Annotated in this window: 15 protein-coding genes; 8 read left to right on the top strand and 7 right to left on the bottom strand. The window is 52.6% G+C overall.

The window, feature by feature from the left end; genetic code table 11:
* Positions 1-3 precede the first annotated feature (3 nt).
* Both HMY34_RS16865 and HMY34_RS16860 read left to right on the top strand, forming a co-directional pair.
* Positions 4-1,101, top strand: a complete 1,098-nt coding sequence (locus HMY34_RS16865; RefSeq protein ID WP_202716596.1) for an SPFH domain-containing protein — start codon at positions 4-6, stop codon at positions 1,099-1,101.
* Between the two features lie 14 nt (positions 1,102-1,115).
* A complete protein-coding gene (locus HMY34_RS16860; protein ID WP_202716595.1) occupies positions 1,116-2,324 on the top strand; it encodes a TFIIB-type zinc ribbon-containing protein in 1,209 nt (402 codons plus the stop codon).
* Positions 2,325-2,332: 8 nt separating this feature from the next.
* Here the strand turns inward: HMY34_RS16860 and HMY34_RS16855 are convergent, their stop codons facing one another.
* On the bottom strand, positions 2,333-2,935 hold the full coding sequence (locus HMY34_RS16855) for a hypothetical protein (protein WP_202716594.1): 603 nt from the start codon (positions 2,933-2,935) through the stop codon (positions 2,333-2,335).
* 181 nt (positions 2,936-3,116) lie between these two features.
* Between HMY34_RS16855 and HMY34_RS16850 the strand changes: the two genes are divergently transcribed.
* From HMY34_RS16850 to HMY34_RS16825, 6 genes are all read left to right on the top strand, one after another.
* On the top strand, positions 3,117-3,488 hold the full coding sequence (locus HMY34_RS16850) for a TusE/DsrC/DsvC family sulfur relay protein (RefSeq protein WP_202716593.1): 372 nt from the start codon (positions 3,117-3,119) through the stop codon (positions 3,486-3,488).
* 129 nt (positions 3,489-3,617) lie between these two features.
* Positions 3,618-4,235: a C40 family peptidase gene (locus tag HMY34_RS16845; protein WP_202716592.1), complete on the top strand. Its 618-nt coding sequence runs from the start codon at positions 3,618-3,620 to the stop codon at positions 4,233-4,235.
* Between the two features lie 129 nt (positions 4,236-4,364).
* Positions 4,365-4,808 carry a peptidoglycan-binding protein LysM gene (gene lysM / locus HMY34_RS16840; protein WP_202716591.1) on the top strand — a complete coding sequence of 148 codons (444 nt, stop codon included), beginning with the start codon at positions 4,365-4,367 and terminating at the stop codon, positions 4,806-4,808.
* A gap of 18 nt (positions 4,809-4,826) precedes the next feature.
* On the top strand, positions 4,827-5,297 hold the full coding sequence (locus tag HMY34_RS16835) for a YidB family protein (protein WP_202716590.1): 471 nt from the start codon (positions 4,827-4,829) through the stop codon (positions 5,295-5,297).
* Positions 5,298-5,525: 228 nt separating this feature from the next.
* Positions 5,526-6,404, top strand: coding sequence for a MerR family transcriptional regulator (locus tag HMY34_RS16830; protein ID WP_202716589.1), 879 nt, complete (start codon positions 5,526-5,528; stop codon positions 6,402-6,404).
* Complete coding sequence (locus tag HMY34_RS16825) at positions 6,401-7,798, top strand: cryptochrome/photolyase family protein (protein WP_202716588.1); 1,398 nt, start codon at positions 6,401-6,403, stop codon at positions 7,796-7,798. Before HMY34_RS16830 ends, HMY34_RS16825 begins: the two co-directional genes overlap by 4 nt.
* A gap of 47 nt (positions 7,799-7,845) precedes the next feature.
* On the opposite strand, the gene HMY34_RS16820 is transcribed toward HMY34_RS16825, so the two are convergent.
* The 6 genes from HMY34_RS16820 to HMY34_RS16795 form a co-directional block, all read right to left on the bottom strand.
* Positions 7,846-8,706, bottom strand: coding sequence for a D-hexose-6-phosphate mutarotase (locus HMY34_RS16820; RefSeq protein WP_202716587.1), 861 nt, complete (start codon positions 8,704-8,706; stop codon positions 7,846-7,848).
* A gap of 48 nt (positions 8,707-8,754) precedes the next feature.
* The gene (cydC, locus tag HMY34_RS16815; RefSeq protein ID WP_202716586.1) at positions 8,755-10,404 is read right to left on the bottom strand and encodes a thiol reductant ABC exporter subunit CydC; all 1,650 of its coding nucleotides are present in this window, start codon (positions 10,402-10,404) and stop codon (positions 8,755-8,757) included.
* A complete protein-coding gene (gene cydD / locus HMY34_RS16810; RefSeq protein ID WP_202716585.1) occupies positions 10,401-12,215 on the bottom strand; it encodes a thiol reductant ABC exporter subunit CydD in 1,815 nt (604 codons plus the stop codon). Before cydD ends, cydC begins: the two co-directional genes overlap by 4 nt.
* Positions 12,216-12,285: 70 nt before the next feature.
* Entirely contained in the window at positions 12,286-12,396 is a 111-nt protein-coding gene (gene cydX, locus HMY34_RS16805; RefSeq protein ID WP_093066620.1) for a cytochrome bd-I oxidase subunit CydX, read from the bottom strand.
* Between the two features lie 12 nt (positions 12,397-12,408).
* Positions 12,409-13,554 carry a cytochrome d ubiquinol oxidase subunit II gene (gene cydB, locus HMY34_RS16800; protein ID WP_323127447.1) on the bottom strand — a complete coding sequence of 382 codons (1,146 nt, stop codon included), beginning with the start codon at positions 13,552-13,554 and terminating at the stop codon, positions 12,409-12,411.
* Positions 13,555-13,564: 10 nt separating this feature from the next.
* Positions 13,565-15,166 carry a cytochrome ubiquinol oxidase subunit I gene (locus HMY34_RS16795; protein ID WP_202716584.1) on the bottom strand — a complete coding sequence of 534 codons (1,602 nt, stop codon included), beginning with the start codon at positions 15,164-15,166 and terminating at the stop codon, positions 13,565-13,567.
* Positions 15,167-15,233: the final 67 nt, after the last annotated feature.

Raw genomic sequence — 15,233 nt, 5'->3', positions numbered from 1 at the left:
ATCATGGGATTATGGGACAAATTGATGGGTGAGTTTGTTGATGTCATCGAATGGACTGACAGCAGCAGCGACACCATGGTTTACCGTTTCGAGCGCCACGGCAACGAAATCAAATACGGTGCAAAACTCACCGTGCGCGAATCGCAAGTCGCGATTTTCGTTAATGAAGGCCAAGTAGCCGACGTACTCACCCCCGGCATGTACGTGCTGGAAACCCAAAACCTGCCGCTGCTATCGACCCTGCAACATTGGGATCACGGTTTCAGCAGCCCATTCAAAGCCGAAGTCTATTTTTTCAACACCAAGCAATTCACCAATCTGAAATGGGGAACGCGCAATCCGGTGATGATTCGTGACAGCGAATTCGGCGGGGTACGCATTCGCGCTTTCGGTACGTATGGAATGCGCATTGACGATTCGCGCAAATTCATGCAAGAAATCATGGGGACAGATGGGAACTTCACCGTCGATGAAATCAGCGACCAGTTGCGCAATCTGATTGTGACACGCTTTAGTAGCATCGTTGCCAGCGCCAATATCCCGGTGCTGGATATGGCAGCCAATTACGAACAATTGGGGCAATTCGTCACCCAGAAAATTGTCCCGGAATTTGCTGCTTATGGCCTGAAGCTCACCAATATTCTGGTGGAAAACATTTCCCTGCCCACCGAAGTGGAAGAAGCGCTCGACAAACGTACCAGCATGGGCATGATCGGCAACCTCGACAAATACCTGCAATACCAAACCGCGCAAGGCATTGGCAATGGTGGTTCCAACAGTGCGCTGGATATGGGCATGGGTTTTGCGGTTGCCAATAAAATGGCAGAAGTGCTTAACAAACCGGCAACAGCAACGCCACCACCGTTACCGGATACCGGCTGGCACGTTGCGATCGGGCAGGAATCCAGTGGCCCGATTGGAATGCCACAATTGCAACAAATGGCGCAAAATGGGCAACTCACCGCAGCAACGCTAGTGTGGCAAGCGGGCATGGCAAACTGGCAAGCGGCGGGGGAAACGGCAGCACTGAGGGGTTTGTTTGCAGGGCAAGCAACCCCGCCGCCGATTCCACCCTCAGCGCCCCCTCACAGTAGCGAATAACAGTGCAGGCTTAAATGGCGGATAATAACAACACCAAACAACAGCATTTTCCGTGCGAACAATGCGGCGCTGATCTGCTCTACCAACCGGGGACAGAAACGCTTCAGTGTAACTATTGTGGACATCAAAACCTGATCCGCCCTAACCAGCAAGAAATTCGTGAATACAGTTTCGAGCAGGCATTGCGGGCTATCCAACAGGGCAAATTGCGCCCGATGGATAACACTCAGGTTATTAAATGCCCCAATTGTGCCGCCACGTTTGAGCTGAAGCAAAACACGCACGCGGGTGACTGTCCCTTTTGCGGCACGCCCGTGGTAACAGGGACGGAACAAGCACGGTTGTTCCAACCCAAATCGTTGTTGCCATTTTTAATCACCGAAAAAGATGCCCGTAGCGCGTTTGATAAGTGGATTGGTGGCTTATGGTTTGCGCCTTCTGCCCTGAAAAACAAAGCTAAACGCGATGAAAAATTGCTGGGCATTTACATCCCATACTGGACGTATGACAGCCATACCGACAGCTATTACAGGGGTGAACGCGGCGTGATTTATTACGAACGCCAAATGGTCACAGTAATGGTGAACGGGCAACCCCGCCAACAAGTGCAAAATGTACCCCGTATTCGCTGGACACCGGTCAGTGGACGAGTACGTTTATTCTTTGACGATGTATTGGTCGGCGCTACCCATACTCTGCCCCGCGCGATTCTTGACCGCCTCGAACCGTGGGATTTGCCCAACCTCGTGCCTTACAACGAAAGCTATCTGAGCGGTTTCCAGAGTGAAATTTATCAGGTGGATTTGGACGAAGGTTTTGAGCAAGCCCGTGGCATCATGGATAGCCGCATTTACAATGCCATTGCAAGCGATATTGGCGGTGATCAACAGCGCGTTCACAGCCTGCAAACGCAACATTCAGCCACCACGTTTAAACACGTTTTGCTGCCGGTTTGGTCGGCGGCATTCCGTTATAACAGCGAAACTTACCGCTTTGTGATCAATGGGCGTAACGGCAAAACCCAAGGCGAACGCCCTTACAGCGTGGTGAAAATTGTGTTTGCCGCGTTATTGGGGCTGACATTGCTCGGCGGCTTGGGCTATGTCATGGAAAAGGCGGGCGTATTTGAACAAGCCTTGCAACAAAGCGGGGATTATTACCAATACCAACAGTATCAAGCACCCCGCCGCTTGCCTGATCCTTACCGTGCGCCGAGGTATTAGCGCCGGATTTATACACCGTATAATTGCTGCATCAAACGTAATTGCTCTAACACCGCCCAAGGTGCATCCAAGAACAGCATGGCATCACGGTGGGCAGTATGCTGTTGCAAATGCTCGAATATGGCGCGTAAAGCTTGCGGCGATAACACTTCATTAGTGCGTATTAAGCCGATTTGAGCCTCTGCACCTTGCGGCATTGCAGCAAACCACTCGCCTTCCGGCAAGACATGCACAGCAAAACGCTCTAACCACGCCGCCGGTATCCAAGGGACTACCCCAGCATCTGCCACAATACCCAGCACTTGCGCCGCCAATTCTTGTTCAATCGCAGCACGTACTGCCTCCCAATGCGCTGCTTGCAACAGTTCTGGGGTTAATTCCACATAGAAATCGAAATCTTGCCCGACTTCCGCCGACCACGCCTTGGCTTGCTCCACGGGTGCTATCCAATCACGCGCAGGAATCAGTAAGCGACTGAATTCATTGGCGTAATACGAAGCCTGCCAATCCACTGGCAAATCATCCGGGTAAAAGACACTTGCCCAATTAGCAGGCGACCAACCATAGGCTGCCAAGGTTAACGTTGTGAAAGTGGGAGTAACGGCGCTCATGAACACTCGACCATGCAATAAAATAACAGTTGCCCAGCATACCACGCGACTCAGGCGCAGACATAACTTGACTTATGCGCTCGGAAATACTACTTTTAGGATATAAGCAAGGTATCAAACCACACCACTAGAGATAGTCGGGTTTGTCATCACCACAGAAAACACTCAGGAGGATTGAGTTATGATGTTTAGCGATGTTTCTTTGGATGAGATGTTCCCACGCGCCCACGCGGTCATGCGAGCACCGTTGCCCACACTTAAAACCCATGACGTTTACCAGCTAATTCGCACCAACGCCGCTGAACGCGGCATGACCTTGACAGCAGAACACATGGCAGTGATCAATTTCATACTCGACTTCTACGAACACTGCGATGACTGTCAGAATGCGCGAATGCTGGCAGATATGCTGCAAGACGAATTTTTACCCCAAGGCGGGCGTAAATACTTGTATCAACTCTTCCCCGATGGCCCACTGAGCACCATCCACGACATTGCTGAATTGCCCAAATTAGGCAATGAAACCGATAAAAGTTTCGGCACTAACTGGTAACGCCAAGTCACGACTGCTAAAAACCAACCCAATCGCCTGAAGTGATTGGGTTTTTTGTTTGTGTTCAGGATTGAACTTATAGAATGCCCTTACATTCTAAATGCATAACAAAAAACAGGGCAGATCATAATGGGCAATATTAAAGCAGCACTGCTAATGGGTGCAGTCACTACTGTACTCGGCGGATGCGCACCAATGGGTTCATACCCGCAGACCGCACAATACCCGTATTGGAACCACACCGTTCCGGGGGTTTACCAAAACCAAGCACGACCGTATTTCACCAGTTATAATCAACCCTCGATGTCGCAACCGGCATTTTCACAACAATACCAACCGTTTTCGCAACAAGCCGAACCGTATGATGCACCCGCCCGCCGCGCCTTATTAGCACAAGCGCATCAAGCCTTAGGCGTGCGCTACACATTTGGGGGTGAAACTCCACGCGAAGGCTTTGATTGCAGCGGCCTGACTCAATACGTCTACAAAAATGCCCAAGGCATCACCCTACCGCGCACCGCCGCCGAACAAAGTACCGCCAGTCGCACCCTTAGCTTTGAACAAATGCGCCCCGGTGACTTAATTTTCTTCCGCACCAGTGGCAGCAAAGTCAACCATGTGGGTATTTATATTGGGCGTGGGGATTTTATTCATGCCGCATCCGGTGGCAGCAAGGTGAGTATCGACAACTTGAGTAAAACCTATTGGCAACAACGTTTGGTTAAATTTGGCGCTTTTCTCGCTTAAAAGTCTCCCATTCATGAACCTTTCAACAAAATTTGCCGACTGACCGTCAGGCCAGTTGTTAATTTTGGCTGAATAACGTCTATACTACGAATGGAGATTAATCCATACGTAAACCAAGGAGAAAATAAGATGGGACTGTTTGATTTCGCCCGTAACATTGGCAAGAAAATTTTCGGTAAGGAAGAAGAAGCACCTGCTGCGCTGACTCAACACATCAATGAAGACAATCCTGGCGTTGAAGGCTTGCAAGTGGAAGTCAAAGACGGCGTGGCTACGTTGACAGGTCAAGCGCAATCGGCTGAAGCACTGGAAAAAGCCGTATTGATGGCGGGCAATGCCATGGGCATCGAATCCGTGAAAGCGGATGGCATGACCATTGCGGACGGCAGCCAAGTCGGTGGTGACGACGAATTCTACGTGATTGAAAAAGGCGACACCCTGTGGGAAATCGCTGAGAAAGCATACGGCAATGGTTCAAAATACACCCGTATCGTCGAAGTTAACCGTGAAGTCATTAAAGACGCGGACAAAATCTTCCCCGGTCAAAAAATTCGCATTCCGAAAAGTATTTAAATAAAGGTACAGGCACACATGGACATAATGCAAATTGCTACCCAAGTATTCAAAAGCCAATTGGATACTGACCGTGATGGTCAATTAGAGATCACTGAAATTGCGTCAGCCATGATGAAACTCATGGGCAATAGCGGTAATCAAGCACAAGCAGGCGGTTTGGGTGGCTTAGCCTCCATGATTTCCGGTATGCAAGGTGGCGGTGACTCTGGTTTGGCGTCACTGGCGGCTTCATGGTTAGGCAACGGTCAAAACGCCCAGCCTTCTGGTAGCCAACTGACTCAAATGTTTGGTCAAGACAAAATTGCAGCGTTTGCCCAGCAATTAGGTCTTAGCCCGGATCAAGCGCTGAAAGGTCTGCAAGCGGCTGTTCCAGAAGCCGTGGACAAAGCTTCCCCTAACGGTTCGTTGGATATGGGTAGCCTGTTGGATTCGGTCGGTGGCGTGTCTGGCGCTATTGGTCTGGCAAGCAAGCTGTTTGGTCGCTAAAGCGCACCTAACATCACGTTTACCCTGTTAAAAACCGCTCTTCCAAGGGCGGTTTTTTGTTCTAAACCATAATTTTCATGGGAATACTGTTCTGTCATTAACATCTCACCTATAGTTAGATGATTACTGTACAAGGCTGCTACAAATCCTATGACTTTTGTGACTGATCACAACACTAGCGACATTACTGCCCTCTTCCCTATTGGCACAGTATCCGAACAGACAGGCGTGAACACTGTCACATTACGCGCATGGGAACGCCGCTACGGTTTACTTAAGCCGCGTCGCACCCCGAAAGGGCATCGTCTTTACAGCCGCCAAGACGTCGATCGTGTCAAACAAGTGCTGATATTGCTGGAACAAGGCATTCCCGTAGGCCGCGTCCGTGACGTGCTCGACAGTGGTGAAACCCCGCCCATGCGCTTACGCACCGCACAAGATGTACAAACCGACGACCCTTGGCGGCACTATTGCTCACTGTTTCAACGCTGCATCCACAAACTGGATACCCGTTCCTTGGAACACACCTTCAACGAAGCCGTATCGTTGTATTCGCTGGAATTGGTCGCCAAAAAATTGATATTGCCCCTGTACCAGCAACTGTGGCAACAGCAGGCAATGTTGCCATCTACCCGCGCTGACTACGCTTTCCTGCATGAATTTTTGTGCGTGAAACTCGGCTCACGCTATTTGCATTACAACAGCCGCGCCAATGGCAAACGGGTGTTGCTGGTCAATACCCAAACTCATGCAGTGCAATTGGAAACGTTATTACTCGCGAATATTATCAGCCAACACGGTTATCAAGTCAGTTTGCTTGGCACGGAAACCACGCTGGATCATTTACCGCTGATTATCGAACGCGCCGAATTTGATGCCTTACTGCTGCCCAGTACTGACGTATCCGACAGCCTGCAAGCCTTGAGCATTATGACCCAAATCACCGTTTTTCTGAGTGGTGAAGCCAAACCAGAGTCACAACCCGGCACTGCACCGCTACGCAATATTCACTGGTTGCCCGAAGAATTGAGCGAGATTTGTTTAACCCTTGATAAAGTACTGGCAAAAGAACCTGCGCATGTACTCATACCGGTTGCCGCTGTATGACGATCGCGATTGTTTGGCTACGGCAAGACTTGCGTCTGGCGGATAACCCTGCGCTTTACCAAGCTTGCCGCACTTGTGAACAGGTTATTCCGGTTTTTATTGACGACCCGCTGCCCAGTTCCATCAGCCAACTCGGTGCGGCGAGTCGGGTATGGTTGCACCACAGTTTGCAGGCGCTCGATACGCACCTGCAAACGCTAGGCAATCGCCTAATCTTACGCCAAGGCGCTGCCCTCCCCGTTTTACAGCAATTGATCGCCAACACCGGCGCAACCCATGTGTATTGGAATCGGGTGTATGACCCCGCCAGCCTTGCCCGCGACAAACACATTAAAGAAACCCTCAAGCAAACCTGCGAAGTCCACAGCTTTAATGCCAGCCTACTGAATGAACCGTGGGAAGTCTTAAAAGCCGACGGCACACCTTACAAAGTGTTCACCCCGTTTTGGAAAGCGATGCTGAAACACGGGATTCAACACTTGCCGCTGCCCACGCCAGAACGCATGGTTGCGCCCGCCAATTTGCCGGATAGTTTGCCTCTGGATGCGTTGGGCTTATTGCCGACAATCCGCTGGGATACCGCGATGATGACCCATTGGGAAGTCGGTGAAGCGGCGGCGATGCAAAAATTGCTGGCATTCTTGCCACAGGGTGCAGATTACAAAGAAGCACGCAATCTGCCCGCCCAAACCGGCACCGCCCGCCTCTCACCGCATTTGCACTTCGGCGAAATCAGCCCGCGTCAGGCGGTTTATCACACCGAACACTATTTGCAAACACACCCCGAAGCCGATAGCGGCCTACGCCATTTTGTACAAGAAATCGGCTGGCGCGAATTTTCTTACCACTTGCTGTATCACTTTCCGCACACGCAGGAACGGGCGTTGGATGCACGTTTCGATGTTTTCCCTTGGGCAGACGATTACGCCGCTGTGCTAAACCGTTGGCAACAGGGGCAAACCGGCTTTCCCATTATTGATGCGGGGATGCGCGAATTGTGGCAAACCGGCTGGATGCACAATCGGGTACGTATGATTGTGGCATCATTGCTCACCAAAAACTTGCTCGTGCCTTGGCAAGTGGGGGAACAATGGTTTCGGGATACGTTGGTAGATGCTGATTTAGCCAGTAATGTGTTTGGCTGGCAATGGACTGCCGGGTGTGGGGCTGATGCTGCGCCATACTTCCGCATTTTCAACCCGATTTTACAAAGCCAGAAATTTGACCCGGAAGGGGAATACATTCGCCGCTGGGTTCCAGAATTGCACGCACGGGATAATAAGCAGGTGCATTTGCCGCGTGAATTGGGCGATGGTTTGCGGGATTATCCCCTGCCTGTGGTCGACTTAAAAATCAGCCGTGAACGCGCATTGACGCTGTTTAAGCGCATTTAACATGAGATTGCCCACGCGATGGAGCGCGGGCAACCTGAACTGGTGAATTACACGCCGTATTCTGCTGTCAATCGGAATTCTCCGCCTGCCACTACTTCCACCACATCATCCGCCGCATTCGTCGTTTCGACGCATACGAAGCGGGTGTAATCGTCGTCCTGCAAGTCAGCCATGCCCGCTGCGATTTTTGCCCATGGATTCCACACCACCGCCGTTTTATTGCCGCTGGAAGTAATGCGAATCGTTCGGTTCAACGCGCCATCGACAATCGCCAGCTCCGCCGGAACACCGAGGTAAACGCGGTCAACTTCGCTGTTGATGCTAATTGCACCGTCTTGCTGCTTGGTAGCACCATTGCCGTCTGCCGCTTTGTCGAGGTATTGCGTACCTTCCAACCCGGTCACAGTCGTTTGCGCAATATCACCCACCGCAAAATAGGTGTGCATCGCTTGGGTAATAGTGAACGCTGCATCGCCGGTATTGCGTGTCACCAATGCCAGTTGCAAGGTTTTACCGACGGTAATTTCCATCGCCAAACGGAAGGCATGAGGCCAAATCGCCAAGGTTTCGGGGGAGGATTCCACGCCCAAAATTACCGTGGTTGAGCCATCCGCATTTTCGCGGGTTTCCCACTCGCTCCACATCCGATTGCGCATAAAACCGTGAGCGGGGCGGCCTTTGCTTTCGGGGTCTGCGCCAAACCAAGGCCAGCAAATCGGCACGCCGCCTTTGATTGCTTTGCCTTCGGCGTAATAGGCTTTGTCGCTGACAAACAGCACATCCGCCGCGCCCTTGGGGGTAAAGGACAAAACTTGCCCTGCGTAAACCGAAATCACGGCATCGGCATGGTCGTTGCTAACGTTGATCATCGGCAAGCCACCGTTGCCTGTTACACGAGTGATTGTCATGGTGCATTCCTGTTTATGGTTAAAATCGCCGCCATCATACCGCATCCCTCAAGGCAGATGCAGCACCTGATCTATCGCCTCTAACCCATGCGCACGGTGCGTAATCAGCAACAAGCTTTGCCCGTTACGCGCCACATGCGCGAGGATATTGGTCATTACTTGTGTCGCGGTTTCTGGGTCTAAGCCTTCGGTAGGTTCATCAAGAATCAATAACCGCGCCGGTTTCAGCAAGGCACGCGCAATTGCCACGCGCTTGGCTTGCCCGCCGGACAAACGCACGCCCGTTTCGCCCACCCACGTTGCATAGCCTTGCGGCTGTTGCGTAATGAAATCGTGAATCAGCGCAGTGCGGCACACCGCTTCCAGCTCCATATCCGTCGCATCACGCTTTGCCAGCAACAGGTTTTCGCGCAAGGTGGTGTTGAACAAATGCGTTTGCTGCGGCACAACCGCGATGTGCTGGCGCAAAGCTTCGCCGCTGTATTGGGAAATAGCTTGCCCACCTAACAGCAATTCACCACTGCTCGGTTCGCGGAAACGCAGCAGCAAACTGGTCAGGGTGCTTTTGCCAGCGCCGGTTACGCCGACAATGGCGAGCTTGTGGCCTTGCGGAAAATCCAGCGTCAAACCATCCAATACCGCATCACCCTGCGGCTGGTAACGGAAACCCAGTTCCCGCAACGCAAAATCCAGACGTTCCGGCACAGCTTGCGGATGCGCTGGTTCTGTCACCGCTGCAACTTGATCCGCAAGGCTGAAAATACGTCGCGCCGCCGCCAAGGTTTCACCCAAGGATTGGAACGCCAGCGGCAAAGGCAACACCGCTTCAAAACTTGCCAGCGCAAACAGTGCCAACATCGCCAATTCCGGCGGGGCTATCGTGTGATCACGCACCAACGGAATCGCCAGCACCAACATCCCCCACATTGCCAGATTGGCACACAACCCCAGCGCGCCTTGCGCCACGCCATTCAAGCGGCTCAGGGTTTGCTGTTGCGCTGCCAAGGTTTGCGACAACTGTTGAACGTGCGCGGCATGGTCATCCGCCGCGCCATACACCAGCAATTCGCCCATGCCCTGCAAATCATTCACCAAAGCCGAGCGCAATTGCGCAGCCGTTTCCACCGATTGCTGCCCTGCTTCATGCCCCAAACGGTTCATCAACCACGGGATCAACACGCCCGCCACCAACAACAAACTCAATTCCAGCAGTGCCAACAACGGGTGATAAAACAGCAACGCCACCACAAACACGAGCATCGCCAACGCTGCCACTACCACTGGCACTAGTAGGCGCAAGTACACATTATTCAGCGTATCAATGTCGGCACGGATGCGGCTCAATACATCGCCACTGCGATATTGCTCCAACACCGCCGGAGCCAGCGGCTCGATGCGCTCATAAAACCACACCCGCAATTCCGCCAACATCCGAAACGTGGCTTCGTGCGTGACCAAACGTTCGCCGTAACGTCCCGCCGTGCGCACAATCGCCGCCAGCCGAATCAATGCCGCAGGGGTGAAATAGTTCATCGACGCGCCCGCCACACCTGCCATTGCCATCGCAGTAATGAACCAGCCCGACACCGCCATCAGCCCCACATTTGCCAGCAAGGTGATGAATGACAAGCCCATGCCCAACGCAGCCCAGTTCCAATACGGCTTGAACAGGCGCAATAATCGCAGTAAATCGTTCATGCTTCACCCCCGTAAGCCGCTTGCATCTGCTGGTAGAGCGGAGAATTTGCCAGCAATTCGGCGTGCGTCCCGATTGCGCTCACCTGTCCCTGATCCAGCACCACAATCCGATCGGCGGTTTGCACGGTGCGCAAACGGTGCGCAATCATCACCAGCGTGCGCCCTTGCGCCAAACGCTCGACCCCGGCTTGCACCAAGGTTTCACTGGCTCGGTCAAGGTTAGCGGTGGCTTCGTCGAGGATCACCAGCGGCGCATCCTTGAGGAACGCCCGTGCCAGTGCGATGCGTTGCACTTGTCCGCCGGAAAGCCCTTGCCCCGCTTCACCAATCAGCGTGTCGTAGCCTTGCGGCAATTTGACGATGAATTCGGCGGCATAGGCTTGTTCAGCAGCGGCTTGCACTTGCTCCAACGTCGCCGAGGGGTTGCCGAGGCGGATATTGTCGGCAACCGTGCCGGGGAACAGTTGCGGTTTTTGCGGCAGCCATGCCAGTTGCTTGCGCCATACGTCGGGGGAAATGGCGGTTAGCGGCGTATCGCCGATGAGGATTTGCCCGCCTTGGGGTTGCAGGAAACCCATTAGCAGGTTGATTAAGGTGGTTTTGCCAGCACCGCTTGCGCCGACGATGGCCAGGGTTTCGTTGAGGTGGATGTCCAGCGAGAGGTTGCTTAGGGCGGTTCTAGCGTCGGGGTAGGTGAAGGAGATTGAGCGGAAAGAGTACCCCTCACCCCCCAGCCCCCTCTCCCTCAAGGGGCGAGGGGGAACAAGAAACTCTTCTCTTAGCCCCTCGCCCATTGAGGGAGAGGGGGCTGGGGGGTGAGGGGTTTCCCCCAATATCCCCACCATCTTCTCCGCCGCCCCAATCGCCGCCATCCGCGCATGATATTGCGTCCCCATATTGCGCAGCGGCAGGTAAAATTCGGGTGCAAGCAGCAACACAAAAAAGCCGTACAGAAAATCCATTTCCCCCCAGAACAGGCGGAAGCCGATCAACACTGCAATAATGGCAATGCTGACTGTGCCAAAAAATTCCAGCACAAACGAAGACAGAAACGCGACCCGCAATACCGACATAGTGCTTTGGCGGTATTGGTCGGAAATTTGCGCGACAACTTGCGCTTCACGGCGGCTGGCATTGAACAGTTTCAGGGTAGTTAAGCCTTGAATCACGTCGAGAAAATGCGCACTCATTCGCGCCAGTTGTTGCCATTGCTGCTGGTTGCGCTTTTCCGTGCCTTTGCCGATCAGGATCATGAACAACGGAATCAGCGGGGCTGTCACCAGCATTACCACCGCCGAAAGCCAATCATTGGCAAGCACGAACACCAATATCGCCAGCGGCACGAGTGCCATCAGCGACATCGCGGGAATGTAGCGGGCGTAATAGGCTTCGAGAGCCTCCACTCCATCACTGAGGGTATTGAGCAAATCGCCGCTGCGCTCCCCCGTCAGCCATGCGGGGCCGAGTTGCTGCACTTTTTGGTAAAGCTGGGTGCGGATGGCGAGCTTGACCTGCACCGCAGCATGAAACGCGGCTTGTTCGGATGCCCACGCCAAACCTGCCCGCAGGAGAAATAATGCCAGCAAACCCCACAGACTGGGCATGACATCCGCTAAAGCGGCTTCGGCAAATACTACGGCATTGACGACATTTGCCAACAACCATGCCTGCACGATCAGCAACAAACCGGAAGTGAGACCAATCGCAACAGCGGCTTTCAGCCAGAAACCGGAATGGATTTTCCAGCCTTTGAGCGCGGCAGTAATCGCAGGGTCGGGTTTGTGTGGTTTCGATTTATTTTCATTACTCAAAGCGGGATTCCCCATAAGCAAAGGGAGTGCCAAAACACTCCCTTTTTTCAACTCAGACGCAGTTTACACCTTACTTCTCATCATCCGTATCCAACCCACCGTGAAACTCCAGCCACATCACGTTAATGATACCGAAGGAACACGCCAGCAATACGCCGAGCAACCAAGCAAAATACCACATGGTAAAATCTCCTTAATAGACTGAGTGATCGTTTTCACGGATGAATTTAACGGTAATTTTGCCCCACATCTGCTTGTAGCACCACACGGTGTAGAACAAAATAATCGGCACAAAAATCACCGCCGCCCAAAACATAATCGCCAGCGTCAAATGGCTAGAAGCCGAATCCCAAATCGTCAAACTGTGGCTAGGGTTCAAACTGGAAGGCATCACGAACGGGAACAAGGAAACGCCCGCCGTCATAATCACCCCAATCAAGCACAAAGAGCTGTGAATAAAGCTCAATACCGGACGACCTTTACCACCCGCCAAAATCAACACGCCAAACGCGCCAAGGAACCCCGCAATCGGTGCCATAATCGCCAGCGGATAGGTGCTGTAATTCGTCAACCACGCGCCCGCCATCGGCACAACCGTTTTCGCAATCGGATTTGGCAAAGAATCATGCGGTGGCGCTTGGGTAATCACATACCCATCAATGCCCGCCCATAACCAAATGCCCGCCAGCCCGAAGGTGATAATCACCCCAGCCGCCGTCCATTGCGCCGCTTTGCGTGAACGCGCATAGACCGCCTCATCCGTGCGCAACATCAAATACGTCGCGCCCTGCATGGTAAACATCAGCAAACTCACCAAGCCCACCAACACTGCAAACGGGTGGAACAACTTAAAGAATGAGCCATACGTCGTAATCCGCAAAAACTCATCAAACGCAAACGGCACACCCAGCAACAAATTGCCAAACGCCACACCGATGACCAACGGCGGCACAACCCCCGCGATCACCAACCCCCAATCCCACGTGTTCCGCCAGCGCGTATCCGCAATCTTGGAACGGTAATCAAACCCCACCGGACGGAAAAACAGCGAAAACAACGTCAATACCAACGCCCAATAAAACGTCGAAAACGACGCACCAAAGGTAATCGGCCAAGCCGCAAAAATTGCCCCCGCTGCCAGAATCAACCATACCTGATTGCCGTCCCAATGCGGCGCAATCGCATTGATCGCTACGCGGCGTTCCTCATCGGTTTTGCCGACAATGCGCAATAACGCACCCACGCCCATATCGAAGCCATCGGTCAAGGCAAAGCCAATAAACAGCACGCCGACCAATGCCCACCAGATTAACTTAAACGTTTCGTAATCAAAAATCATGGTTTGCTCCTTAGACCTGATCGTTCATTTTATCAGCGTAAACCGCACCCGCATGACCGCCACCGTGCTTCTCATGGTAATAACGTCCGGTATGCAGGCTGCTCGGCCCTTGTTTCGCAAACTTGATCATCAAGTACATTTCCACCACCAACAACACGGTGTAGAAGAACACAAACCCCGCAATTGAGCCGATCAAATCCCATTCTGTCAGCGTCGATGTGCCCATGAAGGTTGGCAAAATTTCACCAATCGCCCAGGGCTGACGACCTGTTTCTGCCACAAACCAACCGGATTCAATCGCAATCCACGGCAACGGCAAACCCGCCACCGCCAGACGCATCAACCAACGCTTTTCATACGCGGTCTTTTTCGCGGTGTAATAAAACGCCAATGCAAAAATAAACAACATCGCCACACCCGATGCCACCATGATACGGAACGTCCAGAACAATGACGCAACGTGTGGCACAGTGTCTTTCGAGGCTTGCTGAATTTGCGCTTCCGTCGCATCCACCACATTCGGCGTATAACGCTTCAGCAACAAACCGTAGCCCAAATCGGCACGCATCCCTGCAAACGCGGTTTTTTCCGCTTCAGTTGCCGTGCCTGCACGCAATTTCAGCAATAAGCCGTAAGCGGTCATGCCGTTGCGAATCCGCTGCACATTTTCCTCAACCAAGTCATTGATACCTTTAACTTCCTCGGTCAAGGAGCGCGTTGCAATCAAACCCAGCGCGTAAGGAATCTTGATGGAAAATTCGTTTTCCCCTTTTTCCTGATTAGGCCAAGCAATCACATTGAAACCTGCTGGAGCGGGTTCGGTGTGCCATTCCGCCTCAATCGCTGCCAGTTTCATTTTCTGCACATCGCCCGCTTCGTAACCGCTTTCGTCACCCAGCAAAATCACCGACAGAATAGATGCCATGCCGAAACCCGCTGCCACCGCAAACGAACGCTTGGCAAACCCAAGATCACGCCCTTTGAGGATGTACCAGGCACTGATCGACAGCACAAACATTGCGCCTGTGACATAACCCGCCGCCACGGTATGAATAAACTTCACCTGCGCCACCGGATTCAGCAAGACAGCAGCAAAATCGACCATTTCCATACGCATGGTTTCATAGCTGAATTCCGACCCAATCGGGTTTTGCATCCAGCCATTCGCAATCAAAATCCACAGTGCGGAAAGGTTCGTGCCAATCGCCATCAACCAAGTGACAGACAAATGCTGCACTTTGCTCAGACGATCCCAACCGAAGAAGAACAAGCCGACGAACGTCGATTCGAGGAAGAAAGCCATCAAGCCTTCAATAGCCAATGGTGCGCCAAACACATCACCGACGTAGTGTGAGTAATACGCCCAGTTCGTGCCGAACTGAAATTCCATTGTCAGGCCGGTGGTGACACCGAGCGCGAAGTTAATACCAAACAGTTTGCCCCAAAATTTCACCATATCCTTGTAGATTTGCTTGCCGGTCATCACATAGACCGACTCCATGATCGCCAGCATGAAAGTCATGCCTAACGTCAGGGGGACAAACAGGAAATGGTAAAGGGCGGTGACTGCAAATTGCAGCCGCGAGAGATCGACGACTTCTTCCGTAATCATGTGGCGCTACCTCCTAGCACATTAAACGACTAACGGAGCAACACCATACCCAGTATTGCCCCGTTAT

Source organism: Thiothrix subterranea, from assembly GCF_016772315.1.
Lineage (GTDB): Bacteria > Pseudomonadota > Gammaproteobacteria > Thiotrichales > Thiotrichaceae > Thiothrix > Thiothrix subterranea.
This window is presented reverse-complemented; position numbering and strand designations above follow the sequence as displayed.

Bases quoted from the DNA above. Each gene is read 5' to 3' on its own strand.
- HMY34_RS16865 (WP_202716596.1), top strand. From the start codon at position 4: ATGGGATTATGGGACAAATTGATGGGTGAGTTTGTTGATGTCATCGAA.
- HMY34_RS16860 (WP_202716595.1), top strand. From the start codon at position 1,116: ATGGCGGATAATAACAACACCAAACAACAGCATTTTCCGTGCGAACAA.
- HMY34_RS16855 (WP_202716594.1), bottom strand. From the start codon at position 2,935: ATGAGCGCCGTTACTCCCACTTTCACAACGTTAACCTTGGCAGCCTAT.
- HMY34_RS16850 (WP_202716593.1), top strand. From the start codon at position 3,117: ATGATGTTTAGCGATGTTTCTTTGGATGAGATGTTCCCACGCGCCCAC.
- HMY34_RS16845 (WP_202716592.1), top strand. From the start codon at position 3,618: ATGGGCAATATTAAAGCAGCACTGCTAATGGGTGCAGTCACTACTGTA.
- lysM (WP_202716591.1), top strand. From the start codon at position 4,365: ATGGGACTGTTTGATTTCGCCCGTAACATTGGCAAGAAAATTTTCGGT.
- HMY34_RS16835 (WP_202716590.1), top strand. From the start codon at position 4,827: ATGGACATAATGCAAATTGCTACCCAAGTATTCAAAAGCCAATTGGAT.
- HMY34_RS16825 (WP_202716588.1), top strand. From the start codon at position 6,401: ATGACGATCGCGATTGTTTGGCTACGGCAAGACTTGCGTCTGGCGGAT.
- HMY34_RS16820 (WP_202716587.1), bottom strand. From the start codon at position 8,706: ATGACAATCACTCGTGTAACAGGCAACGGTGGCTTGCCGATGATCAAC.
- cydC (WP_202716586.1), bottom strand. From the start codon at position 10,404: ATGAACGATTTACTGCGATTATTGCGCCTGTTCAAGCCGTATTGGAAC.
- cydX (WP_093066620.1), bottom strand. From the start codon at position 12,396: ATGTGGTATTTTGCTTGGTTGCTCGGCGTATTGCTGGCGTGTTCCTTC.
- cydB (WP_323127447.1), bottom strand. From the start codon at position 13,554: ATGATTTTTGATTACGAAACGTTTAAGTTAATCTGGTGGGCATTGGTC.
- HMY34_RS16795 (WP_202716584.1), bottom strand. From the start codon at position 15,166: ATGATTACGGAAGAAGTCGTCGATCTCTCGCGGCTGCAATTTGCAGTC.